The following is a 21,979-nucleotide window of genomic DNA, read 5'->3' on the forward strand; positions in this document are numbered from 1 at the left end:
CGACTGCCAGTTCTCACTCCAGGCTATCGAGGAACGGCGGCGGCCCCGACTCGGTGGCCCGGTGCTACGCCAAGAGCTCAGAGAGCTCGAGCCAGCGTTCCTCGCGCTCGGTCACCTCGGCGCGAAGCGTGGCGAGCTTGTCGCCAATGCCCCCCAGGCCCTCGTAGTCGTTCGGGTCGTGCGCCGCCATCTTCGCGTGCACGGCGGCGATCTCGGAATCGAGCTTCGCAAGTCGGCGCTCGGCCGCCTGCATTTCCTTCTCCAGGGTGCGCCTCTCAGCGCCCGTGGGGCCGCTCTGCGCCTCGGCCACCGGGGCACTTGCCGTGACGCGCGCGACCGAGCCGTCCGCCACCGGCGCACCGCCAGCGGCCGCGCCGGACCCTGCATCGACCCCGGCGCGAGTGTTCGCTGCGCCGATCTTCAGGTACTCGTCGACGCCGCCCGGCAGGTGGCGGAACTCGCCATCGAGCACGGCGTACTGCTGGTCGGTGACGCGCTCGAGCAGGTACCGGTCGTGCGAAACGACGAGCAGCGTGCCGGGCCAGGAGTCGAGGAGGTCCTCGATCGCGGCGAGCATGTCGGTATCCATGTCATTGGTGGGCTCATCGAGGATGAGCACGTTCGGCCCGTCGAGGAGAACGAGGAGCAGCTGCAGGCGACGTTTCTGGCCACCGGAGAGGTCGCGCACGGGCGTCGAGAGCTGCGCATTCGAGAACCCGAGGCGCTCGAGCAACTGGCTCGGCGTCATGTCCTTGCCGCCGACGTTGTACTCGGTGCGCTTGCCCTTGACCACGTCGCTGACGCGGTCGTTCATGTGGCCCTCGAGCAGCTCGAAGTTCTGGGTGAGGGTCGAAATCTTCACGGTCTGGCCGTGCTTGACGGTGCCGCTCGTCGGCTTCACCTTGCCCGTGACGAGGCCGAGCAGCGTCGACTTCCCGGCGCCGTTCACCCCCAGGATCCCGGTACGCTCGCCGGGAGCAAGCTTCCAGGTGATGTTGCGCAGCACCTCACGCGTGCCGCCGTTCGGGTCGGGGAAGCTCACGCTCGCTTCCTCAATGTTCACGACCTCCTTGCCGATACGCGCCACCGCAAGCTGCTGCAGCTGGATCGGGTCGCGCACGGGAGGCACGTCCGCGATGAGCTGGTTGGCGGCTTCGATGCGGAACTTCGGCTTCGCCGTGCGCGCGGGGGCACCGCGGCGCAGCCAGGCAAGCTCCTTCTTCATGAGGTTCTGGCGCTTGGCCTCGATCACCGATCCCTGGCGGTCGCGCTCGACCCGCTGCAGCACGTACGCCGCGTATCCGCCCTCGAAGGGGTCGACGATGCCATCGTGCACCTCCCAGGTCTCGTTGGCGACCTCGTCGAGGAACCAACGATCGTGGGTGACGACCAGCAGCCCGCCCTGGCCGTTCGGCCACCGCGTCTTGAGGTGCCCGGCGAGCCAGGCGACGCCCTCAATGTCCATGTGGTTCGTGGGCTCGTCGAGGATGAGGACGTCCCAGTCCCCCGTGAGCAGGGCCGCAAGCGCGACGCGGCGGCGCTGGCCGCCCGAGAGCTCGCCGACCGTCGCTTCCCAGGGGATGCTGCCCAGGAGCCCGGTGAGGACGTCGCGCACCTTCGCGTCGCCCGCCCAGAGGTACTCGGGCATGTCGCCGACGACCGTCTCGCGGACCGTGCGCTCGGGGTCGAGCACGTCGGCCTGATCCAGCACGCCGATCGTGGTGCCGCCGCGGACGGTGACCCGACCGTCGTTCGGCTCGATCCTGCCGGAGAGCATGCCGAGCAGCGAGGACTTGCCGTCGCCGTTGCGACCGACGATGCCGATGCGGTCGCCCGATTCGATGCCGACCGAGACGCCTTCAAAGATCACGCGCGTCGGGAATTCGAGGTGCAGGCTTTCGCCGCCAAGTAGATGAGCCACTCCCTAAGAGTACGTGCCTTCCCGGGGTGCTTGGACCGCCGAACATGCGGGCCGATACGCTAGGCCCAGCGTCGCGCTCGGACGCAACGAGCTTGGGGGGCACCGTGACGACGCATGCTGGATTCGGGACCAGGCTGAAACAGGCCCTCGCAGGACGAGCCATGCCGGTCCAGATCGCGCTGGGGGTCGCCGCGGTCGCGATCGGATGCATCATCGCGCTCGTCGACCTGAGCTCGGTCGTGACGGCGCGTCTCACGGGCGGCGGTCTCGTCGTCGCTGGCCTCATGACCCTTCTCGACCGCGGACGGGGTGCCCTCTGGCGCTGGATGAGCGGCGCGCTGCTCATCGCCGTCGGGTTGGTCGCCGGCCTGTGGACCGAACTCGGTGTACCCATGCTCGGGCTACTGCTCGGGATCGCCCTCATCTCGTACGGAGCGCTCTCGGTGGCGCGGGCGCTGCGCGGCATCCCGGGCGAACGTCTCTCAAACGGGCTGTTCGCGGTGGCCACGATCGTTCTCGGCATACTGAGCCTCAGCTGGCCACTGCTGTCACTCGCGTTCCTGCGCCTCTTCGTGGGCGTCTGGCTCGCCTTCTTCGGGCTGCAGGTGCTGTTTTCCCTGCTCGCCCGCCGGGGCCGGGCGGCCATCAGTCAGGCTGCCGCCAACCCGAAACAGCCCGCCAGCTCCCGCACGCGCAGGTTCTGGCGTACGACGGGCGCGTTCGCGGCGCTGACCGGCGCGATGCTGCTGACCGTCGGCAGCAGCTTGCTGCTCGCCGGCAACCCGCGCACCGCTCCGGACGCCTTCTACACGCCCCCGGCGCAGGTGCCGGATCAGCCCGGGTCGCTGCTGCGCGCCGAACCCTTTACTGTCGGTGTGCCCGACGGTGCGGTCGCCTGGCGCATCCTGTACACGACCACGCTGCGCGAGGGCGTTCCCGCGGTCTCGAGCGGGCTGGTGCTCGCGCCAGCGGCGGCAGTGACCGGGGCGCCCGCGCAGGATCCCGCCGACGAATCGTCACCCGCGGCACAGCCGGGCACGACGCCGGTGATCTCCGTCGCCCACGGCACGACGGGCATCGCCCGCAAGTGCGCCCCCTCGCTCAGCAACACCCCCTTCGCCGACGGCGCCGGGACCGCGCTCGTCGAGATGGTGACGCAGCACGGCTACGTCGGGGTGATCTCTGATTACGTCGGGCTCGGCACCGCTGGCGCGCAGCCGTACCTCGTCGGCGAGGGTGAAGCGCGCGGCGTCCTGGACGCCTTCCGCGCGGCACACGAGTTGGGCGAGCTCAACCTCAGCCCGGACACCGTGGTCTGGGGTCACTCGCAGGGCGGTCAGGGCTCGCTGTGGACCGGGCAGATCGCGAGCGAGTACGCCCCGGAGATCGGCGTTCGCGGTGTTGCGGCGTTCGCCCCCGCGAGCGACCTCAAGGGGCTCGCCGAGGCGATCAAGACGACCGTGCCGGGCAAGGTCGTCTCGGCCTACATTGCCGGTTCGTGGAACGCGTACTACCCCGAGCTCAAGCTGTCGAACGACCTCACCCCGGGCTCGGCTCGCGGGGTCGAGAAGATTGTCGATTTGTGCTTCAACGAGCAGGACGCGCTCGCGGCGGCGCTGCGCGGCACCCAGATCCCGAACCAGATCTTCCCGGATCGCCTGTTCGACGGGAAGTTCGGCGACCTACTCGTGTCGAATTCCCCGACCGGGCCGTTCCCGGCACCCGTCCTGGTCGCGCAGGGCCTCTCAGACGAGCTCGTACTCCCGCCACTGCAGGAGCGCTGGGTGCAGGAGCGCTGCGAGGCCGGCATCGAGATCGATTTCCGCACCTTCCCCGGGCTCGGGCATGTGTCGCTAGTGGCGGACGGGTCGCCGCTCAATCCGCAACTCGTCTCATGGTCGCTCGACCGATGGGCGGGAAAGCCTGCCACCCCGAACTGCGCGGCACAGGCGGACGCGGGGGCGTCGCCGTAGGGCTCCTACCCCTGCCGCTCCCCTCTGTCGCGGGGGCCGCCGCTCCCGCGCTGCTCCCGCGCTGCTCCCGCTGCTCCCGCTGCTCCCGCAGAATATGCACCCCTCCGGCAGGGTGTTTGGCGTCTACACCCTGCCGGAGGGGTGCATGTTCGGGGCGGATCACCGGGAGGAACGCGAAAACGCCGCACCCCAGAAACGGGATGCGGCGTTTTGGGGCGCTCGTGCGCGCCGGCTAGCTCGTAGCGCAGCAGGCGCCGCCGCAGCAGCCGCCCGCCGAAGCGTCAGTCTCTTCGCCTGAGAGCAGGTCAACGATGCCCTCGGGCACTACAGTCTCGGTGGTGTTCTCGCTCATGCGGCTTCCTCTCGGTCCCGCTCGAGCACCTGCTCGAGCACGCTGGTAAATGTTTCGGGCGACTGTGCGCCCGACACCCCGTACTTCTGATTGATCAGAGTGAACGGAACGCCCTGCACTCCGAGCATACGCGCCCGGGTAATGTCATGGTCGACCTGCTCGCCGCGCGCGGGGTCGCTGAGCGCCGCGCGCGCCTCGTCCGCGTCGAGACCCGCCTCGACCGCGAGCTCGACAAGCACCTCGTCGTCGTGCAGCGTGCGGCCCTCCGTGAAGTAGGCCGAGAACAGGCGGCTCAGTACCTGTGCCTGGATCCCGCGGTCTTTCGCGAGGTGCAGGATCCGGTGCGCGCGGCGCGTGTTCACGTGTTGCAGCTGGTCGAAGCGGAATTCGAGGCCCTCGCTCGCGGCGAGTTCGGTCATGCTGCCGAGCATCTGCTCGACCTGATCCCGGGCCATTCCCTTGTGCTTGGACAGGAACTCAATCTCGTTCCCGACGAAGTCCTCCGGGGTGTCGGGCGACAGCTCGTAACTGTGCGACTCGACCACGACCTCGACCTCGGGGTGGGCATCGGCGAAGGCCGCGAGGCCCTTCGCGAAGCGGCGGGATCCCAGGTAGCACCAGGGGCAGGCAATGTCGGACCAGACGTCGACGTGGATTGTGGCAGAGCTCATGAGGACGATAACGCGGGGGGCACCGACGTATTCCCGGGGGTTGCCGAAATCCTCACTCGAGACGTCTCCATCTGCGGCTTCGCATCAAGGCAAGCCGCAGATTGAGACGCCTCGATCGCGCGGGGAAGCGCGCGGCACGCAAGCGACCGGGCAGGATCCTGCCTAGCGACCCTCGATCACGCGGGCGCCCGTGACGGGACCCGTCACGATCAGGGTGCGCCGGCCGTTGCGGCTCAGCACGCCCTGCAACTCGGCGGCCTCGACCGCGCTCGGCACGAGGAACGCGATCGTCGGGCCAGAGCCCGAGACGATACCGGCGAGCGCGCCGCGCGACTCCCCGAGTTCGAGCAGCTCGGCGAGCGGGGGCGAGAGTTTCAGTGCGGCAACCTGCAAGTCGTTGTGCATGGCCTCGGCGAGCGAGGCCGCGTTGCCGAGGCGCACGGCCTGCAACACTGCAGTGTCGACGCTGGGCTGGGCCGGAGCCGGCAGCAATGCCTCGCGATACTGGTCCCGATGCTCATCAAGCGTCCGGTACACGACCGGCGTGCTCAGCCCGGAGTCGTCAAGGGCGAGCACCCAGTGAAAGTGTCCGGTCGTCAGCGCCTGGCTGAGTTCGTCGCCGCGGCCAGTGCCGACGGCGGTGCCACCCTCGAGCGCGAACGGCACATCAGCGCCGAGCTCCGCGGCCAGGTGGTGCAGGCCCGCGCGGCCCACCCCGGTCCCCCACAGCTCATCGCAGGCCACGAGCGTCGCCGCGGCGTCCGCCGAGCCGCCGCCCATGCCACCGGCAATCGGAACGCGCTTGGTGATCAGCAGGTCGACGCCGCCGGCGTAGCCCGTGTGCTCCGCGAGCAGCCGGGCCGCCCGGATCGCGAGATTCGAATCGTCGGTCGACAACCCAGAGGTGTCGATCGGCCCGATGAAGCGCACCGAGAAGTCGTCCGCGTGCGTTGCGGTGACCTCTTCGTACAGCGAGACCGCCTGGTACAGCGAGGCAACCTCGTGATAGCCATCATCCTGCAGCGCGCCGACCCGGAAGAATACGTTGATCTTCCCCGGCGCACGCACGGTGATCGCAGCAGCGTCGCTCATCCCCATACCCTCAACGCTAGCGCACTCACCGAGTCGCCTGGAACACCGCCGACACCGTCCGAAATCAACGGGTCAGGCCTCCACCCGTGCGATTGCGAGGAAGTCGAAAATGGTGAGTTGTTCGGCGCGGGTCTGCGGGTCGACCCCGGCCGCCTCGATGATGGCAGTGGCCTCTGCCGTCGAGCCCAGCAACGGCTGCAGCGACTGGCGCAGCATTTTCCGGCGCTGTGCGAACGCGGCGTTGACGAGCGCGAAGGTGCGCTGGCGCTCCTCCTCGGTGCCGAGCGGCTCAGCGCGCTTGACGTACGAGACGAGTACGGAGTCGACCCCGGGCACCGGCCAGAAGATGCGGCGGCTGACGTTGCCCGCGATCGACCAGTCGCCGTACCAAGCAGCCTTCGCACTCGGCGCGCCGTAGACCTTGCTGCCGGGCACGGCCGCGATGCGGTGGCCGACCTCGGCCTGCACCATCACAAGCCCCGAGCGCAGGCCCGGAATGAGCTCGAGCAGGTGCATCAGGATCGGCACCGACACGTTGTACGGCAGGTTCGCCACGAGCACCTCGGGCGGCGCGGGCAGCTCGGCGATCTGCTCGGCGGTCAGCTCGAGCGCGTCCGAGCGAATGACCCGTAGCTGCGCCTCGGGCTGCAGCGCGCGCGCAGTGAGCGGCAGCTCGGCAGCAAGGCGATGATCGATCTCGACCGCGGTGACGTCGGCGCCGACCTCGGTGATGCCGAGGGTGAGCGAGCCGAGGCCGGGCCCGACCTCGATCACGCGGTCGCCCGCGCGAACGCCAGCGAGGCGGACGATCTTGCGGACCGTGTTCGGGTCGATCACGAAGTTCTGTCCGAGCTTCTTCGTCGGGGTGACGTCGAGGCGTTCGGCGAGCTCGCGCACCTGGGCCGGGCCGAGGAGTCCGGCCGCGTCGGTCGGGTGCTGCACCGCCGGTGAATTCTCGTCTGCGCTCACGCTGCCGCCTTCACTACATCGGTGTCCCACGAGCCATAGACTCGCTCGGTGTTTTCGGCGAGCTGGCGGCACAGCTCGTCGAGCGGCACCTCCAGCGAGCTGGCCATGCGGCGCACGGTGTGCGGCAGCAGGTACGGCGCGTTCGGGCGCCCACGCAGCGGCTCGGGGGTCAGAAACGGCGCGTCGGTTTCACACAGGATCCGGTCGCGCGGCGCGACCGCGAGCGCCTCACGCAGCACCGGCGCGTTCTTGAACGTCACGGTGCCGGCGAAGGAGAGGTACCAGCCGTGCTCGGCGCAGATGCGCGCCAGCATGGCGTCGCCCGAGAAGCAGTGGAACACCGTGCGCTCGGGAGCGCCGACGCGCAGGAGGGTGCGCACAACGTCGTCGTGCGCGTCGCGATCGTGAATCTGGAGCGCAATCCCGTTCGCCTTGGCGATCTCGATGTGCGTTTCGAACGACTCCTGCTGTGCGTCGCGGCCGTCGGCCCCGGTGCGGAAGAAGTCGAGTCCGGTCTCGCCGACGGCCCGCACGCGCGGCTGCGCGGCGAGGCGGCTGATCTCGGAGAGGTGCTCGGAGAGCAGCCCCTTCTCAGCAAGGCGCGGCGCCTCGTTCGGGTGCAGCGCCACCGCGGCGAGCACCCGCCGGTCGACCGCAGCAAGCTCGGCGCCCCAACGACTCGTCTCGAGGTCCGTCCCCACCTGGACCACACCCCGCACACCGACGGCCTCCGCCGCGTCGAGCGAGTCCTCGGGCGTGAGCTGGTCAACGCCGTCCTCAAACTCGAGGTGGGTGTGGTTGTCGTAGAGCGCGAATGGCAGCGGTTCGGGCGCGGCGGGACGGGTCAGGTCGCGACCCGCTCCCCCGTCGCGCGTGCGCAGGGACTTCGCCATGGTTAGGCCAGGTCCTGCTCGATGCGGGGGAAGAGCGACTCGAGCGGCTGCTGGCGGGCTCCCGCGGGCAGGCGCCCCCAGGTGCCGGCCTCACGGATGGGCTGCGCCGACAGCTCGCCGAGCGCATCGTGGGCACCGAGTGCCAGCCACAGCTTCGCGGTGGCCTCGGGTACCACGGGCGACAGGAGCTCCGCGAGGGCGCGCAGGCCCTCGGTGGCCGTGTACAGCACCGTGCCGAGGCGCTCGCGCGTCTCGTTGGACTTCGAGAGGACCCACGGCTCCTGTTCGGTGATGTACCCGTTCAGCGCGTCGACGACCTCCCAGATCGCGGCGATCGCCTCGTGAATCGCGAGCGCCTCGATCTTCTCGTCTGCCGTCGCGGCGGCGCGGGCGACGAGCTCGCGGATCGCCGCGTCCGCCTCGGTCTCCGGGCCGGCGGCGGGCACCACGCCGTCGAAGTACTTGACGTTCATGGCGAGCACGCGGCTCGCCAGGTTGCCGAAACCGTTGGCGAGCTCAGCCTGGTAACGGGCCGCCAGGTCCTCCCAGCTGAACGAGCCATCGTGTCCGAAGCTCACGGCGCGCATGAAGTAGTAGCGGAAGGCGTCAGCGCCGAACACGTCGATGATCTCGCTCGGCGCGATGCCGGTGAGCTTCGACTTCGACATCTTCTCGCCGCCCACGAGCAGCCAGCCGTGCGCGAAAATCTGCTTCGGCACCTCAAGGCCGGCCGCCATCATCATGGCGGGCCAGATCACGGCGTGGAAGCGCATGATGTCCTTGCCCACAATATGCGTGGCGGGCCAGCGGCGCGCGAGCTCGGCGCGATCCTGCGGGTAGCCCACGGCGGTGATGTAGTTGAGCAGCGCGTCGAACCAGACATAGGTGACGTGCCCCTCGTCCCAGGGCAGCGGCACGCCCCAGTCGAACGAGGTGCGCGAGATCGAGAGGTCCTCGAGCCCCTGCTGCACGAACGCGATGACCTCGTTGCGGGCACTGGCAGGCTGAATGAACTCGGGACGATCCTGGTATAGCGCGAGCAGGCGGTCCTGGAACGCGCTCATCTTGAAGAAGTAGTTCTTCTCCTGCAGCAGCTCGAGCGGCTTCGAGTGGATCGCGCAGACCTTCTCGCCCTCGTACGCGCCCTCACCGTCCAGAATCTCACTCTTGGGCTTGAATTCCTCACAGCCGACGCAGTACAGCGCCTCGAACTCGCCCGCGTACAGGTGGCCCGCGTCGAAGAGTTCCTGGAGGAACGCGGCGACGCCGTCCATGTGTCGCTGATCGGTCGTGCGAATGAAATCGTCGTTCGAGAGGTTGACCTGGCTCAGCAGCGGCTTCCACGCGTCCTCGACGAGGCGGTCGGCCCACTCCTGGGGGCTCATGCCGTTCGCGGTCGCGGTGCGCAGGATCTTCTGGCCGTGCTCGTCGGTCCCCGTGAGGAACCAGGTGTCGTCGCCGGCCTGCCGGTGCCAACGCGCCAGCACGTCGGCGGCGACTTCCGTGTATGCGTGCCCGATGTGGGGCGCATCATTCACATAGAAGATCGGCGTGGTGACGAAGAAAGAAGAGGGCGTGGCCATGGCTTCCATCCTAAGACGTTGACCGGGGCGCGGCGCGCGGATTACACGCGGACCGCGCACACCCGGCAGGATCCCCGCTGCGAGCGCTCGCCCGCGGCGCCCGGTCAGCGCGCTGCGACTCCGCCTGCGACGAGCTGCGCAGCGGCGGCCTCGTCGAGGCACCACACCACGTTCGGGTGCCCCTGCACTGCGCTGCCGGGCATGTCGATGCTCGGATCGCCGGCAATCGACGCCGCGACGGCGTCGGCTTTGCCCGCACCCATCGCGATCACGATGAGTTCGCGCGCCTCGAGGATGGTACCGAGGCCCTGCGTGACGGCCTGCGTCGGGACGTCTCTTGCCCCGCCGAAGAATCGCGCGTTGTCCTCGATCGTGCTCGCGGCGAGGTCTACGACGCGCGTGCGCGAGTCGAAGGCGCTCCCCGGCTCGTTGAATCCCAGGTGTCCGTTGCGTCCGAGCCCGAGCAGCTGCACATCGATACCCCCAGCGGCCGCAATCTCAGCCTCGTACGCTGCGGCGGCCCGGACGACATCGCCGGTGCCCGCCGGCACGCGAACAAGATCCGGATTCAGCCCGACCGGGTCGGTGACCGTCTTCCGGATCACGCTCTCGTAGCTTTCCGGGTGCGCGGGGTCAAGGCCGAGATACTCGTCAAGCGCGAACCCGCGGACCTGATCCTGCGAGAGCCCGCGCTCAGCGGCCAACCGAGCCCATGCGGCATAGCTCGACAGCGGCGATGATCCTGTCGCGAGCCCGATCACCGCCGCAGGGTTTCGCTCAATTGCCGAGCAGATGCGACCCGCGACGAACTCGCCGAGCTCGTCCTCCGTCTGAAAGATGTGAATGCCCATACACAACCAATCTCAGTGGGGTCGATGCCCCGAGCGGTGAAAACACGAGTGTGGCGCGCCGCGAACGGCGCGCCACACAAAATCTACACCGGTGGTGCGGGATCAGTCGTCGAGCTCCTCGTCGGCACCGTCTTCGCCGCCATCGGGATACTGATCGATCTCGCCGCGCCTGGCCAGCATGATCGTGCTGACGATCAGCCCGCCCCAAACCAGCACCGCGGCAAGCCCCAGAAATGAGAGTGCGATGGGGGTCATCGGTCCGTTCCTTCCGTCGTGTCAGCGTGGGCTGCCTTCGCGGCCCGTCGGCCTGAACCGTCCACCACGCCAGTCGCGCGCACGGGGGGCCAGGCCGCGAATCGATCAGGATCGAACCGCCACCGCGTCGACGTCAGCACGATCGAGCCGACAATCATGACGAGCACTGAGCCCCAGCCGGCGATCAAGAGGTAGCCGGGGTCATAGCCGCCGTATCCGTTCGTGATCAGATCAACAATCTTGCTGATGAGCATGTACCCGAGCACGATCGGCGCGAGCACCGACACCAGCAGCAGCCAGGTGCGACCGACACGGAAGGTCGATAGCGCGCTGATGTGGCCGCCGAGCTCGGGCCCGGCCCGCCGGATCCAGAGCACCGTGATCGTCATGACGACCGCGGAACCGACAATGCCGATGTTGTTCGCCCAGTGGTCGATCGTGTCGAGCGCGGTCAGCCCAGAGGTCGTGCTGAACAGGATCACGGAGGCGACGGCGAGGATGCTGCCGATGCCGTAGGCGGCCTGCGCCCGACTCAACCCGAACTTGTCGCGAATGCCCGAAATGATCACCTCGAGAATCGAGATGAGCGAGGTGAGCCCAGCAAGTACCAGCGATCCAAAGAACAGGGCGCCGAAGAGTTGGCCGCCGGGCATTTCGGAGGCGATCGCAGGGAAGGTCATGAAGGCGAGGCCGACGCCCTGCATCGTGTCGAGGTCCCCCACCGGAATGCCCTGCTGGAAGGCGAAGAAGCCGAGGGTAGCAAATACGCCGATTCCCGCGAGAATCTCGAACGAGGAGTTGCCGAAGGCGACCACGAGGCCGGGGCCCGTGAGGTTCGAGCGGCGCTTGCGATATGACGAGTAGGTCAGCATGATGCCGAAGGCGATCGACAGCGAGAAGAAGATCTGGCTGTACGCGGCGATCCACACCGACGGATCGGCGAGCGCCGCAAAGTCCGGCGTGAACAGCGCATTCAGCCCGTCCATCGCGCCGGGGAGGAAGAGCGCCCGAATCACGAGAATCAAGAAGCCCACGACGAGCAGCGGGATGAAGATCACGTTTGCCCGCTGCACGCCACGAACCACGCCGGCGCCGACCACGAAGAGCGCGACGGCCCACATGATGACGAGCGGGATCAGCACGCTCGGCACGAAGTCGAGCGTGAACGGCGATGCCGAGGTCTGCAGGTAGTCGGCCACGAAGAAGTTCGTGGCGTCCGAGCCCCAGCGCAGGTCGAACGAGAACACGAAGTAGCTCGACGCCCAGGCCAGCACCGCGGTGTAGTAAATCGCGATGAAGACGCAGATGAACACCTGGAACCAGCCGATGCTCTCGCCCAGCTTGCCGGCGAGGCGGCGCAGCGCGAGCGGCGCCGAGCCGCGGAAGCGATGCCCGATGGCGTAGTCGAGGAAGAGGATGGGAATACCGGCCGTGATCAGCGCGATCAGGTACGGGATGAGGAAGGCGCCGCCGCCGTTCTCATACGCGACGCCAGGAAAGCGCCAGATGTTGCCGAGCCCGACGGCCGAACCGAGCGCCGAGAGGATGAAGCCGACTTGGCCCGTCCATTGCTCACGTGTCGGGACCGCCGCGGTGGTCGTGTTGGTTGCCATGGGTAGTGCTCCCTCCGTCCACGCCGGCGGCGTGACTGGGTAATGGCAGGGAGACTACCACTTTGCTGGACGCTGAACAGCGACTTCTGCTAGGTGGGCGCGCCGTCGTCGGCCGCAATCAGGCCGGCAAGCTGGTCAAGCGCTCGCCGGAATACCGCCTCGTCCGGGCCGCCCATGCCAATCACCACCCCCGGGTGACCGGTCGCGACTCCCCGACGCTGCCAGTAGTCGTGGAGCCCGACCGCCCCGAGCCCCGCGCGTTCGCACGCGGCGACGAGCCTCGCCTCAGCGCCGGACCGACCCGAAGAAACATTTCGGCCACCGCCGCGAGCCTCGAGCTCGATGACCGCGTGCAGCCCGCCGTGCATCGGCCGCACCTTCGCGGTCGCCACGTCGCCGAGCGCCCCGAGGACGAGGCTCCGCCGAGCCGCGTACCGGCGGCGCATGCGGGCAGTGTGCCGGCGAATCTCGCCGCTCGCGAGCACCCGCGCCAGCGCCGACTGCACGATGGACGACACGGGATTACCCAGCTCGGCGCGCACCGGCTCGAGGTGCGCGCGAAGCGGGGCGGGCGCCAGCAGGTAGCCGGCGGCGAGCGCCGGCGTCACTGTCACCGAGAAGGAACCAAGCGTCACGACGACGCCGTCCTGAGGGTCGTCGAGGGCGGCGAGCGCTGGGACGGGGGCACCGGCGTAGCGCAGCTCGGAGTCGTAGTCGTCCTCCACCACGATCGCCCCGCACGTCCGGGCCCAGGCGATGAGCTCGCGTCGCCGCTGCAACGGCAGCGCGGCGCCCACCGGGTGCTGATGGCTCGGCGTCACGATGACGAGGTCGAGGACGCCCTGGGGCAACGCCGCCGTCACGAGCCCGTCGGCGTCGGTCTCCAGCGCGACGACGCGGGCACCGTGCCGCGCGGCGACTCCGCGAAGCGACGGATACCCCGGGTCTTCAACGCCCACCACCAGGCCTCGCCCCCGCGTGGTGCCCAGCGCGGTCAACAGAAGCCCGAGTCCGTCGCGGGCGCCGGCGGTCACGATGATGTCTCCCGCCGCGCGGTGCGTGCCACGCATGCGGCGCAGGTGCTCTGCAATCTCGCCGCGAAGCTCCGGGCTTCCGAGCATCGGAGGCGTCTCGTGCGCGTGCGCGGCGGCCTCCCGCCACGCGGCCCGCCAGGCCGGACGCTCGATCGTGTCCGTGAGAGGTGCGCCCGGGGCAAGGGGCCCGTTCGGTTTGGCCGCTCCCGGCCGCGGTGCGGCGAGCGAAGTCCCCACGCCCGTGCGCGGCGCTCGTGGAGCGCCGGTCGCTTCCGCTGCCGCGAGACGCGCGTCGCTCGGCTCCCCCCGCACCCGGCCAAGCCCGGGGTTCACGACGGTTCCGCGGCCCTGCCCCGAGGCGAGATACCCCTCGGCGATGAGTTGCTCGTACGCCGTCACGACCGTTCCGCGCGAGACGCCGAGCCTGCTGGCGACGGCGCGGGTCGCGGGCAGGGGTTCTCCGGGCCGCATCTGGCCCGCGTCGATCGCTCCCCGCAGCGCGGCGACGAGCTGGGTCGGCAGCGGCAACTCGGCGGCGCGGTCCAGCTGAATCGGCGGCATCGCGGCAGTGTGTGAAACGACAGAGGGCATGCCCCCAGGGTGCCAGCTTGCTCGCTCTTGGTCCAATCGAACTCGGTCGTTTTGGATCTGGTGGCAGACCACAAAGCCCAGCCAGGCTGGAACCATGAACGCACACACAACCCAGACCCTGCCCGCTCTCGACCAGATCGCCCCGCTCGCCGACCGCCTCCGCGGAGGCGTCATCATGGACGTGGTCACCGCCGAGCAAGCCCGCATCGCCGAGGACGCCGGGGCCGTCGCCGTCATGGCGCTCGAGCGCGTGCCGGCCGACATCCGCGCACAGGGCGGTGTCGCGCGCATGAGCAACCCGGACCTCATCGACCAGATCCGCGCCGCCGTCTCGATCCCGGTCATGGCGAAGGCCCGCATCGGCCACTTCGTGGAGGCGCAGGTCCTCGAGGCGCTCGGAATCGACTTCATCGACGAGTCCGAGGTGCTCTCCCCCGCCGACTACTTCCACCACATCGACAAGCGGCCGTTCTCCGTCCCGTTCGTCTGTGGCGCGACCAACCTGGGCGAGGCGCTGCGCCGCATCGCCGAGGGGGCGGCGATGATCCGTTCGAAGGGCGAAGCGGGCACCGGTGACGTCTCCGAGGCGACCAAGCACCTGCGCACGATCAAGGCCGAGATCGCTCAGCTGAGTGCCCGGCCCCAGGACGAGCTCTTCGTCGCAGCGAAGGAGCTGCAGGCCCCGCTCGACCTCGTCGTGTCGGTGGCGGGGGCCGGCAAGCTGCCCGTTCCGCTCTTTACGGCGGGCGGGGTCGCGACCCCGGTCGACGCCGCGATGATGCTGCAACTCGGCGCCGACGGCGTCTTTGTTGGCTCGGGCATCTTCAAGTCCGGCGACCCGGTGCGCCGCGCAGCCGCCATCGTCGCGGCTGCCGCGAACTTCTCCGACCCGCAGGCGCTGGCGGCTGCCTCGCGCGGCCTCGGCGACGCGATGGTTGGCATCAACGTCTCGGATCTCCCCGCCCCGCACCGCCTCGCCGAGCGCGGCTGGTAGCTAGCTGGCCGTCGCGGGCCGGGGCACGAACAATGCGTCCTGGCCCGCGAACCGCGTGCGCATCACCTCGATCGCTTCGGGGTTCTCGTCAATCATGACGAAGCGCCGCCCCAGTTCCAGCGCGGCGGCGCCCGCCGTGCCGCTGCCGGCAAAACAGTCGAGCACCCAATCCCCCGGGTTGGTCGACGCCTGGAGCATGCGCCGCACGATCCCGACCGGCTTCTGGGTCGGGTAGCCCGTGCGTTCTTTCCCCGTCGGCGAGACGATCGTGTGCCACCAGGTGTCGGTTGGCAGCTTGCCGAGCGCCGCCTTCTCCGGTGTGACGAGGCCGGGCGCCATATACGGCTCCCGGTCCACCGCCTCCGCATTGAACACGTAGCGATCCGGGTTCTTCACGTAGACGAGGATGTTGTCGTGCTTTGCGGGCCAGCGCGACTTGGTGCGCGCGCCGTAGTCGTAGGCCCAAATGATCTCGTTCAAGAAGCACTCCCGGCCGAACAGCCCGTCAAGCAGCACCTTGGCGTAGTGCACCTCGCGGTAGTCGAGGTGCAGGTAGAGCGTGCCGTTGTCGGCGAGCAGCCGCCAGACTTCCTCGAGCCGGGGTTCGAGAAATCCCCAGTACTCCTCGAAGCGGTCGTCGAACGCGAGCGTGAATTGCCGCACCACCTCGTAGCGGCGACCGGCGAAGCCGAGCCGCCCCTCGGCAGGATCCTGCCTGCCCGACCCTGCCTCGGCGACCGCATCGGCGGGAGCGGGCGACACCCGGGTGCCCCGCACCTCTTCCGCGCGGCGCTTGCGACCGGTATTAAACGGCGGGTCGAGCGTGATCGCCCGGAACGTGCCGGACGGGAGCGAGCGCAGCACGGGGAGGTTGTCGCCCTCGAATACGAGGTTGGCTCCTGCAGGGTTCCAGCGCGCATTCATCCCGCAAGCCTACCGAGCGCGCACGGCGGCGGTCGGCTAGCGTGGAGTCACCGCGAAGCCCTGGCACAGAGGAGCCCCGATGATTTCACTCGGCATGGTCACGATCGACACCCCCAACCCGCTGACACTCGCGAACTGGTGGGCCGCGCAGCTCGGCGGCGAGGTGCAGCCGTCAGATACCGAGTACTTCTATACCGTGGCCGCGCCGGGCGTGCCCGGCCTCCTGGGCTTCCAGCTCGTGGAGGACCCCACCCCCGGCAAGAACCGCCTGCACCTCGACTTCAACTACCCGGCGGGGAGCGAACGCCTGCCCGTGATCGCCGCGTTCGTCGCCGCGGGCGCGACGCACCTCGAGCGGCACGACTACGACGGTTTTGGGTGGGACCGCTTCGAAGACCCGGACGGCAACCAGTTCTGCGTCGGCGACCCGCATTAGCGGGCGTTAGGAGGGCGCCGCCACAGACGCCCAGACCGAGCGCGCTGCGGCCTGGCCGAGGCGCACCGCCTCCTCCCGCCCCGCGACGCGCACCGTAACGGTGTCTGAGTAGGGCTCAGGCGCGAGCACCTCGAGCTCGGCGTCCACCACAAGCCCGCGGCTCGCGAAGTACTGCAGCATCTCATTGTCCGCGTCCGAGATGCGCTCGATGCGCACCCGACAGGGCGCATCTGCCTCGGCGAGCACGATGGCGTCGGGGCGGTGTACGCGCCCGTCGGCCGTCGGAATCGGATCGCCGTGCGGGTCGCGGGTCGGGAAGCCGAGCGTGCGGTCGATCCGAGTGATCAGCTCGTCCGAGACGGCGTGCTCGAGGCGGTCCGCCTCCTCGTGCACCTCGTCCCACTCATACCCGAGCACCTGGACGAGGAACGTCTCGATGAGGCGGTGTCGCCGGATCATCGCGACCGCATACTCGCGCCCCTGATCGGTCAGCGTGACGCTGCCGTAGCGCTCGTGGTCGACGAGCTCCTGGTCGGCGAGCTTGCGCAGCGCGTCCGAAACGGTCGACAGGCGCACCCCCACGGCCTCGGACACCTTGGTCGGCGAGATCGGGGCGTCAGTCCACTCCTGCAACCCCCAGATCACCTTGACGTAGTTCTGCATGCTCGGGGACAACTCGTCTACGCTCACCCGCCAAGCGTATCCCGGCGGCGGGCGTGCGACACTGTGGACATGGAGATCGGGGCCAAGCGGGCCTGCGACCCGGTCGTGGTGCTGCGTGACGCGCTCCGGCTCGCGCTCAGCGAACCTCCGATCTAAGCCAGCGGTTTCGCGACCCGAATCTCGGGCTCGTGCCGCACCGGAAAGTTCACGGAGTTCGCGATAAAGCAGTGCTCGCGCGCCTCGGTGTGCGCGAACCGTGCGGCCTCGACCATCGAGGCTTCGGCAACGGTCACGACGGGGCGCAGCACGGCCTCGGTAAAGGCGCCGCCGAGACCCCGGGTGCGCATGGTGCCCTCCGCGCGATCCGTATACGCCACCACGACGATGCCGGCGCGGACCGCCATATGCAGATACGACATCATGTGGCACTGCGCGAGCGCGCCAAGCAGCAGCTCCTCAGGGTTCCACCGCTCGGGATCGCCCCGAAACGTGGGGTCGGCGGATCCGGCGATCTCGGCCTTCCCCGCGGCTCTGAGCGCGTGCTCGCGGCTGTAGTCGCGATATCCGCTCGTCCCGGTGCCCCGGTTTCCGAGCCATTCCACCTCGACCTGATACTCGTGGGTATCCTTCATGCGCCCATCCTCCCACCAGATGCCGATGCATTCGAAGAGTAGGCTTCCGATCATGAGCGATCGCACCCCCACGGCCCCGACTCCCGAACCCATCGCACAGGAGCGCCGCGTCGTCACCGAGATCCCTGGCCCTCAGTCACGGGCGCTCCACGCGCGCCGCCTCGAGGTGGTGCCGCCGGGCGTGCACAGCGCGCTTCCGGTCTACATTGACCGAGCGCACGACTCTATCCTCGTCGACGTCGACGGGAATCAGTTCATCGACTGCGGCGGCGGCATCGGCGTCACCACGGTCGGCCACACCGACGACACGGTCGTGGCGGCCGCCACCGCGGCCCTGCAGCGGATGACGCACACGCTCTTCACGGTCACCCCGTACGAGTCGTACGTGCGCGTCGCCGAGCTGCTCGCCGCCCGCTTCCCCGGGGTTGGCCCCGCACGCACCCTCCTCGTGAACTCGGGCGCCGAGGCCGTCGAGAACGGCGTCAAGATCGCCCGCAAGTTCGCCGGCCGTCCCGGCGTCGCCGTGCTCGAGCACGCGTACCACGGACGCACCATGCTCACCGCAACCATGAACCACAAGGCGTCGCCCTACGCGCTCGGTTTTGGCCCCCGCGCCGGCGACGTCTACCGCGCGCCGAACTCGTACCCGCTGCGGGACGGTCTGAGCGGTGCCGAGGCGGCCGCGCGCACCATCAGCTTCCTTGAGAAGACCGCCGGCGCCGAAGACCTCGCCTGCCTCGTCGTCGAGCCGATCCAGGGCGAGGGCGGCTTCCTCGTCCCCGCCGAGGGCTATCTGCCCGCGCTGGCCGCCTGGTGCCGCGCGAACGGCATCGTCTTCATCGCCGACGAGGTGCAGTCCGGGATCGCGCGCACCGGCACCTTCTACGCCATCGAGCACTTCGGGGTCGAACCGGACCTCGTGCTGTCGGCCAAGGGCATCGCGGGCGGGCTCCCGCTCGCCGCCGTGACCGGCCGCGCAGACATCATGGATCGCGCGATGCCGGGCGGCCTCGGCGGCACCTTCGGCGGCAACCCCGTCTCGTGCGCCGCGGCGATCGCGGTGTTCGAGCGTATAGAACGGGCCGACCTGCTGGCCGAGGCACGGCGCATCGAGGGGACGCTCGGCGCGGGCCTGCGCGCGCTCCAGGCGAAGTACCCCGAGGTGATCGCCGAGGTGCGCGGCCGCGGGGCGATGCTCGCCATCGAGCTCGTGCGCCCGGGCGGCCTCGAGGTGAACCCCGAGCTCGCCACGCACATCATCGATTTCGCGGCCCAACACGGGGTGTTACTGCTGAACTGCGGCATCTTCGGGAACGTCGTGCGGCTGCTGCCCTCGTTGAAGCTCAGCGACGCGCTGGCCGCCGATGTGGTCGCCGTCATCGACCAGGCCCTCGCGGCCGCGTAGCCCCGTGTCGACACAGACCGGCCGCGCCGGCGCCCGCTTGCCCGGCACGACGACCATCTCCGATGCCGAACAACTCGCGGTCGTGATCCGAAACGGCTTCATCGAGTCCCGTCACGCGGGATCAGCCGTAGTGCTCGGCGCCGACGGCGAGGTGAAGCGCTCGCTCGGCGATCCGTCGGCGACGATCTACACCCGCTCCGCGCTCAAGCCGCTGCAGTCCCTCGCGATGCACGCCGCAGGCCTGGTGCTCGCGGACGATGAGGAGCGCGCGATCTCCCTCGCGAGCCACTCGGGTACGCCCGGGCACGTCACGATCGTGCAGCGCATGCTTGACGCAGGCTCGCTCGCCGAGGATCAGCTGCTCTGCCCCGCCGACTGGCCCATGGGCTCTGACGCCCGGGACGCGCTCTTGCGCGAGGGCGGCGAACGCCGCCGCATCCTCATGTGCTGCTCGGGCAAACACGCGGCCATGCTGCGCACCTGCCAGGTGAACGGCTGGAGCGTGGACGGTTACGTCGCCCCGGAGCACCCGCTCCAGGTCGCGATCCGCGAGACCGTGCAGCGCTTCACCGGGGAGAAGCCATCGCCGGTCGGCGTCGATGGTTGTGGCGCGCCCGTGCTCGGACTGAGTCTGCTCGGGCTCGCAAAGGCGTATCGCCGCATGGCGACCTCAGAGGCGAACTCGCCGTTCCCGCTGCACCGCACCGCCGCCCAATTGATTGGCGCGGCGCGGGCCGAACCCTGGGTCGTCGAGGGCCCGGGACGACCCGACACGGTCGTCTCCGAGCGCCTCGGGGTGTTCGCCAAGTTCGGCGCCGAGGGCATCAGCGTGATCGCGGCGCCCGACGGCACCGTCGCGGTCGTGAAGGTGCTCGACGGTGCGGCGCGGGCCGCGACCATCGTCGCGATCGAACTGCTCGCGAAGGCCGGCGCGCTGCCGGCCGACGCTGGCGATCAGGTGCGTCAGGAGCTGCGGCTCGACGTCTGGGGCGGCGGCGTGCCGGTCGGGCGCATCGAGGCGACGGTCTAGCCTCAACTGACGGCGCAGGGCGTGGGCCAGCTCAGCTGGTCCCGCCCGACGCTACGCGATCTCGACCGTGTCGTTGTTCGGCTCGGGCTCCGAAGAGAACTTGTCCTCGGCTTCTCCCGCGTCGAGCACCGCGTGTACGTCGATGACCACGACGGTCACGTTGTCGCGGCCGGAGTTGGCGAGCGCCTGAGCGACGAGCGTTCGGGCGGCTTCTTCCGCCGTCTCGGCGGCCGCCAGGAAGTGGCGGATCCCGAGCTCAGTGAGCTCCTTCGTCAGCCCATCCGAGCAGATGAGAATGCGCTGACCCGGGACCACCGCGAGTGCGGTGTAGTCCGGAGACGGCTCCTCGTTGAAGCCGACCGCGCGAGTGATCACATTCGCGTGTGGGTGCACCTCGGCCTCTTCCGGGGTGATCGCCCCGGTGTCCATGAGGTGCTGTACCACCGAGTGGTCGACCGTCAGCTGGCTCAGGGCGCCCTCAAAGTACTGGTACACCCGCGAGTCGCCAATGTTGAACACGCGCCACGCCTTGCCATGATCATCGCAGGAGGCAAAGGTCACTCCCGTAACGGTGGTGCCGGCGCCGAGATCCGTCTGCCCGGCGTCAAGCTCGATGTCATCGACCGCGTCGCTGAGCGCGGCAGAAATCTCGGCCTCGCTGACGGCGCGATCTCCGCCGAGTTCTGCGAGGCGACGCACGACCGCGGCGGAGGCAATCTCCCCCGCGGAGTGCCCACCCATGCCGTCGGCCACCGCAAAAATCGGAGGCGCCAGGACGTAACTGTCCTGGTTCGTCTCGCGGCGAAGACCCACATCTGTTAGGCCAAACCACGAAAGTTCTACCGCGGAATCAGCGTCGGGGCGGAAGCGCACGACCCGATGGGATGCGTTCTCTCCGCGAATCGTCACGATTCCAGTCCTTTTGGCACGCCCACCATCGTATCCCCTGAGCGCGCGTTCACCGCATCGACCGAGCTAGGCGGGGCGGGCGGAGCGCCGAGCGAAGTGACGAGGGTGATCTCGCGTGGAGTGTGACCGGGCACAAACTCGAGCCCGTGCGCGCTCCCCCAGGCAATCAGCTCACCGGACGACCCGATCTCGGCGCCACTTTCGGCCAACCGACGAACGAGGTCGCCCTTGGCCTGTTTGTTGAAGTGGTTCAGCGCGCGCGTCCGGCCGTCGGCCGTGCGCTGCGCGACCTCAACCACGACCGCGTTCGCGTCCGCCGACACCGGGGCAAGCGCCGCGTAGTCCTTGGAGCGCAGGTCGATGATGAACGGGACCCCCACCCAGGGGATGACGGCGTGGGCATCACGCCACAGCGCCTTCAGTCGGGCGGGCTTCGCGGTGCGAGTGGACGTGCCCCCCGCAGGATCCTGCCCCACGAGCAGCGGGGTGGACGCGGAAAGCCGGTAGGCGGGAATCGGGTCCCCGGCATGGATCAGCCCGAAGAGGGACGACTGGATGGACACGTGCGCGTCAACCCAGGCGCGAGCGTCGGCGTCGAGCGTCACCGCGTCGAGCGCGTCGAACAACACCCCGGTGTATCGCTCGATCGCGGGCATCGTCGGCGAGTAGCTCAGCGCCCGATTATGCGAAATCTCACCACGTGCCCGGACCCCGAGCTTCAGCACCGCAGCAGCGGCGTCTTCCCCCGCCTCGTCGGTGGGGGCGCAGAGCGCTTCAAGAGCGCCCAGCACTCGCGCCCGGGTGCCGCCCAGTGCGTCCGCGTGTGCGAGCAGCTCCCCCTGAAACGCAGCGCTGCCGCCGCCCGAACGTTTCGTTTCGGACGGCGGCAGCAATACCCGCATATGCGTGAGAGAGGAGCGAACTACGCGACGAGAGCCGCGCGGCCCGCGACCACCTGGACGGCGTTGTGGTCGACCGAGAGGAATCCGTCCTCAGCGTCAATCACAATCTTCTCACCGTCGGTGGTCGTCACCCGCACCTCGCCCTGGGCGAGGACAGCGAGCATCGGCTGGTGACCGGCAAGGATACCGATCTGGCCTTCGACGGTGGTCGCGATGATCTGGGTGGCAGAGCCAGTCCAGATCTCGCGATCCGCCGAGACGACGCTGACAGAAAGTTCGGCCATGG

The 21,979-nt window shown here is 69.2% G+C and carries 21 protein-coding genes; 5 read left to right on the plus strand and 16 right to left on the minus strand.

Annotated features, from left to right (window positions below; all coding sequences use genetic code 11):
• Positions 1–64 precede the first annotated feature (64 nt).
• Positions 65–1,921 carry an ABC-F family ATP-binding cassette domain-containing protein gene (locus JW030_RS08850; RefSeq protein ID WP_188044176.1) on the minus strand — a complete coding sequence of 619 codons (1,857 nt, stop codon included), beginning with the start codon at positions 1,919–1,921 and terminating at the stop codon, positions 65–67.
• A 161-nt stretch (positions 1,922–2,082) separates the two neighbouring features.
• On the opposite strand from JW030_RS08850, the gene JW030_RS08855 reads away from it, so the two are divergent.
• The gene (locus JW030_RS08855) at positions 2,083–3,894 is read left to right on the plus strand and encodes a lipase family protein (protein WP_188044177.1); all 1,812 of its coding nucleotides are present in this window, start codon (positions 2,083–2,085) and stop codon (positions 3,892–3,894) included.
• A gap of 348 nt (positions 3,895–4,242) precedes the next feature.
• On the opposite strand, the gene JW030_RS08860 is transcribed toward JW030_RS08855, so the two are convergent.
• The 9 genes from JW030_RS08860 to JW030_RS08900 all read right to left on the minus strand — a co-directional run bounded on the left by JW030_RS08860 (position 4,243) and on the right by JW030_RS08900 (position 13,768).
• Complete coding sequence (locus tag JW030_RS08860; protein ID WP_188044178.1) at positions 4,243–4,917, minus strand: DsbA family oxidoreductase; 675 nt, start codon at positions 4,915–4,917, stop codon at positions 4,243–4,245.
• 162 nt (positions 4,918–5,079) lie between these two features.
• The gene (locus JW030_RS08865; protein ID WP_188044179.1) at positions 5,080–6,009 is read right to left on the minus strand and encodes a 4-(cytidine 5'-diphospho)-2-C-methyl-D-erythritol kinase; all 930 of its coding nucleotides are present in this window, start codon (positions 6,007–6,009) and stop codon (positions 5,080–5,082) included.
• A gap of 72 nt (positions 6,010–6,081) precedes the next feature.
• Positions 6,082–6,978 carry a 16S rRNA (adenine(1518)-N(6)/adenine(1519)-N(6))-dimethyltransferase RsmA gene (rsmA, locus tag JW030_RS08870; protein WP_241095397.1) on the minus strand — a complete coding sequence of 299 codons (897 nt, stop codon included), beginning with the start codon at positions 6,976–6,978 and terminating at the stop codon, positions 6,082–6,084.
• Complete coding sequence (locus tag JW030_RS08875; RefSeq protein ID WP_188044180.1) at positions 6,975–7,871, minus strand: TatD family hydrolase; 897 nt, start codon at positions 7,869–7,871, stop codon at positions 6,975–6,977. Before JW030_RS08875 ends, rsmA begins: the two co-directional genes overlap by 4 nt.
• 2 nt (positions 7,872–7,873) lie before the next feature.
• Complete coding sequence (gene metG, locus JW030_RS08880) at positions 7,874–9,454, minus strand: methionine--tRNA ligase (protein WP_188044181.1); 1,581 nt, start codon at positions 9,452–9,454, stop codon at positions 7,874–7,876.
• 104 nt (positions 9,455–9,558) lie between these two features.
• A complete protein-coding gene (locus JW030_RS08885) occupies positions 9,559–10,305 on the minus strand; it encodes a glucosamine-6-phosphate deaminase (protein WP_188044182.1) in 747 nt (248 codons plus the stop codon).
• Between the two features lie 102 nt (positions 10,306–10,407).
• Complete coding sequence (locus JW030_RS08890) at positions 10,408–10,560, minus strand: MetS family NSS transporter small subunit (protein ID WP_188044183.1); 153 nt, start codon at positions 10,558–10,560, stop codon at positions 10,408–10,410.
• Positions 10,557–12,173 (minus strand): sodium-dependent transporter, encoded by a 1,617-nt coding sequence (locus JW030_RS08895; protein WP_188044184.1) that lies wholly within the window; start codon positions 12,171–12,173, stop codon positions 10,557–10,559. Before JW030_RS08895 ends, JW030_RS08890 begins: the two co-directional genes overlap by 4 nt.
• A gap of 89 nt (positions 12,174–12,262) precedes the next feature.
• Positions 12,263–13,768 (minus strand): PLP-dependent aminotransferase family protein, encoded by a 1,506-nt coding sequence (locus JW030_RS08900; protein WP_188044185.1) that lies wholly within the window; start codon positions 13,766–13,768, stop codon positions 12,263–12,265.
• Between the two features lie 124 nt (positions 13,769–13,892).
• On the opposite strand from JW030_RS08900, the gene pdxS reads away from it, so the two are divergent.
• Positions 13,893–14,792, plus strand: coding sequence for a pyridoxal 5'-phosphate synthase lyase subunit PdxS (gene pdxS, locus JW030_RS08905; protein WP_188044186.1), 900 nt, complete (start codon positions 13,893–13,895; stop codon positions 14,790–14,792).
• Here pdxS and JW030_RS08910 read toward each other — a convergent pair whose 3' ends face one another.
• Complete coding sequence (locus JW030_RS08910; protein ID WP_188044187.1) at positions 14,793–15,716, minus strand: site-specific DNA-methyltransferase; 924 nt, start codon at positions 15,714–15,716, stop codon at positions 14,793–14,795.
• A 79-nt stretch (positions 15,717–15,795) separates the two neighbouring features.
• On the opposite strand from JW030_RS08910, the gene JW030_RS08915 reads away from it, so the two are divergent.
• Positions 15,796–16,152, plus strand: a complete 357-nt coding sequence (locus JW030_RS08915) for a VOC family protein (protein WP_188044188.1) — start codon at positions 15,796–15,798, stop codon at positions 16,150–16,152.
• A gap of 6 nt (positions 16,153–16,158) precedes the next feature.
• Here the strand turns inward: JW030_RS08915 and JW030_RS08920 are convergent, their stop codons facing one another.
• Both JW030_RS08920 and JW030_RS08925 read right to left on the minus strand, forming a co-directional pair.
• Positions 16,159–16,842 (minus strand): metal-dependent transcriptional regulator, encoded by a 684-nt coding sequence (locus tag JW030_RS08920; protein ID WP_256434424.1) that lies wholly within the window; start codon positions 16,840–16,842, stop codon positions 16,159–16,161.
• A gap of 125 nt (positions 16,843–16,967) precedes the next feature.
• Positions 16,968–17,447 (minus strand): OsmC family protein, encoded by a 480-nt coding sequence (locus JW030_RS08925; RefSeq protein WP_188044189.1) that lies wholly within the window; start codon positions 17,445–17,447, stop codon positions 16,968–16,970.
• Between the two features lie 52 nt (positions 17,448–17,499).
• Between JW030_RS08925 and JW030_RS08930 the strand changes: the two genes are divergently transcribed.
• Both JW030_RS08930 and JW030_RS08935 read left to right on the plus strand, forming a co-directional pair.
• Positions 17,500–18,852, plus strand: coding sequence for an aminotransferase class III-fold pyridoxal phosphate-dependent enzyme (locus JW030_RS08930; protein ID WP_188044190.1), 1,353 nt, complete (start codon positions 17,500–17,502; stop codon positions 18,850–18,852).
• A gap of 4 nt (positions 18,853–18,856) precedes the next feature.
• Positions 18,857–19,882 (plus strand): asparaginase, encoded by a 1,026-nt coding sequence (locus tag JW030_RS08935; RefSeq protein WP_241095398.1) that lies wholly within the window; start codon positions 18,857–18,859, stop codon positions 19,880–19,882.
• 51 nt (positions 19,883–19,933) lie between these two features.
• Here JW030_RS08935 and JW030_RS08940 read toward each other — a convergent pair whose 3' ends face one another.
• From JW030_RS08940 to JW030_RS08950, 3 genes are read right to left on the minus strand one after another with little or no spacing between them, the layout of a single operon-like run.
• On the minus strand, positions 19,934–20,791 hold the full coding sequence (locus JW030_RS08940; RefSeq protein WP_188044192.1) for a PP2C family serine/threonine-protein phosphatase: 858 nt from the start codon (positions 20,789–20,791) through the stop codon (positions 19,934–19,936).
• Complete coding sequence (locus JW030_RS08945; RefSeq protein WP_188044193.1) at positions 20,788–21,693, minus strand: YaaA family protein; 906 nt, start codon at positions 21,691–21,693, stop codon at positions 20,788–20,790. Before JW030_RS08945 ends, JW030_RS08940 begins: the two co-directional genes overlap by 4 nt.
• A gap of 20 nt (positions 21,694–21,713) precedes the next feature.
• Positions 21,714–21,977: a F0F1 ATP synthase subunit epsilon gene (locus JW030_RS08950; RefSeq protein WP_188044194.1), complete on the minus strand. Its 264-nt coding sequence runs from the start codon at positions 21,975–21,977 to the stop codon at positions 21,714–21,716.
• Positions 21,978–21,979: the final 2 nt, after the last annotated feature.

The organism is Leucobacter sp. CX169, assembly GCF_017161405.1.
Taxonomy (GTDB): domain Bacteria; phylum Actinomycetota; class Actinomycetes; order Actinomycetales; family Microbacteriaceae; genus Cx-87.

Excerpts from the sequence above, each read along its gene's own strand:
- JW030_RS08855 (WP_188044177.1), top strand. The coding sequence starts at position 2,083 with ATGCCGGTCCAGATCGCGCTGGGGGTCGCCGCGGTCGCGATCGGATGC.
- JW030_RS08860 (WP_188044178.1), bottom strand. The coding sequence starts at position 4,917 with ATGAGCTCTGCCACAATCCACGTCGACGTCTGGTCCGACATTGCCTGC.
- JW030_RS08865 (WP_188044179.1), bottom strand. The coding sequence starts at position 6,009 with ATGAGCGACGCTGCTGCGATCACCGTGCGTGCGCCGGGGAAGATCAAC.
- JW030_RS08875 (WP_188044180.1), bottom strand. The coding sequence starts at position 7,871 with ATGGCGAAGTCCCTGCGCACGCGCGACGGGGGAGCGGGTCGCGACCTG.
- metG (WP_188044181.1), bottom strand. The coding sequence starts at position 9,454 with ATGGCCACGCCCTCTTCTTTCTTCGTCACCACGCCGATCTTCTATGTG.
- JW030_RS08885 (WP_188044182.1), bottom strand. The coding sequence starts at position 10,305 with ATGGGCATTCACATCTTTCAGACGGAGGACGAGCTCGGCGAGTTCGTC.
- JW030_RS08890 (WP_188044183.1), bottom strand. The coding sequence starts at position 10,560 with ATGACCCCCATCGCACTCTCATTTCTGGGGCTTGCCGCGGTGCTGGTT.
- JW030_RS08895 (WP_188044184.1), bottom strand. The coding sequence starts at position 12,173 with ATGGCAACCAACACGACCACCGCGGCGGTCCCGACACGTGAGCAATGG.
- JW030_RS08900 (WP_188044185.1), bottom strand. The coding sequence starts at position 13,768 with ATGCCGCCGATTCAGCTGGACCGCGCCGCCGAGTTGCCGCTGCCGACC.
- pdxS (WP_188044186.1), top strand. The coding sequence starts at position 13,893 with ATGAACGCACACACAACCCAGACCCTGCCCGCTCTCGACCAGATCGCC.
- JW030_RS08910 (WP_188044187.1), bottom strand. The coding sequence starts at position 15,716 with ATGAATGCGCGCTGGAACCCTGCAGGAGCCAACCTCGTATTCGAGGGC.
- JW030_RS08915 (WP_188044188.1), top strand. The coding sequence starts at position 15,796 with ATGATTTCACTCGGCATGGTCACGATCGACACCCCCAACCCGCTGACA.
- JW030_RS08925 (WP_188044189.1), bottom strand. The coding sequence starts at position 17,447 with ATGAAGGATACCCACGAGTATCAGGTCGAGGTGGAATGGCTCGGAAAC.
- JW030_RS08930 (WP_188044190.1), top strand. The coding sequence starts at position 17,500 with ATGAGCGATCGCACCCCCACGGCCCCGACTCCCGAACCCATCGCACAG.
- JW030_RS08945 (WP_188044193.1), bottom strand. The coding sequence starts at position 21,693 with ATGCGGGTATTGCTGCCGCCGTCCGAAACGAAACGTTCGGGCGGCGGC.
- JW030_RS08950 (WP_188044194.1), bottom strand. The coding sequence starts at position 21,977 with ATGGCCGAACTTTCTGTCAGCGTCGTCTCGGCGGATCGCGAGATCTGG.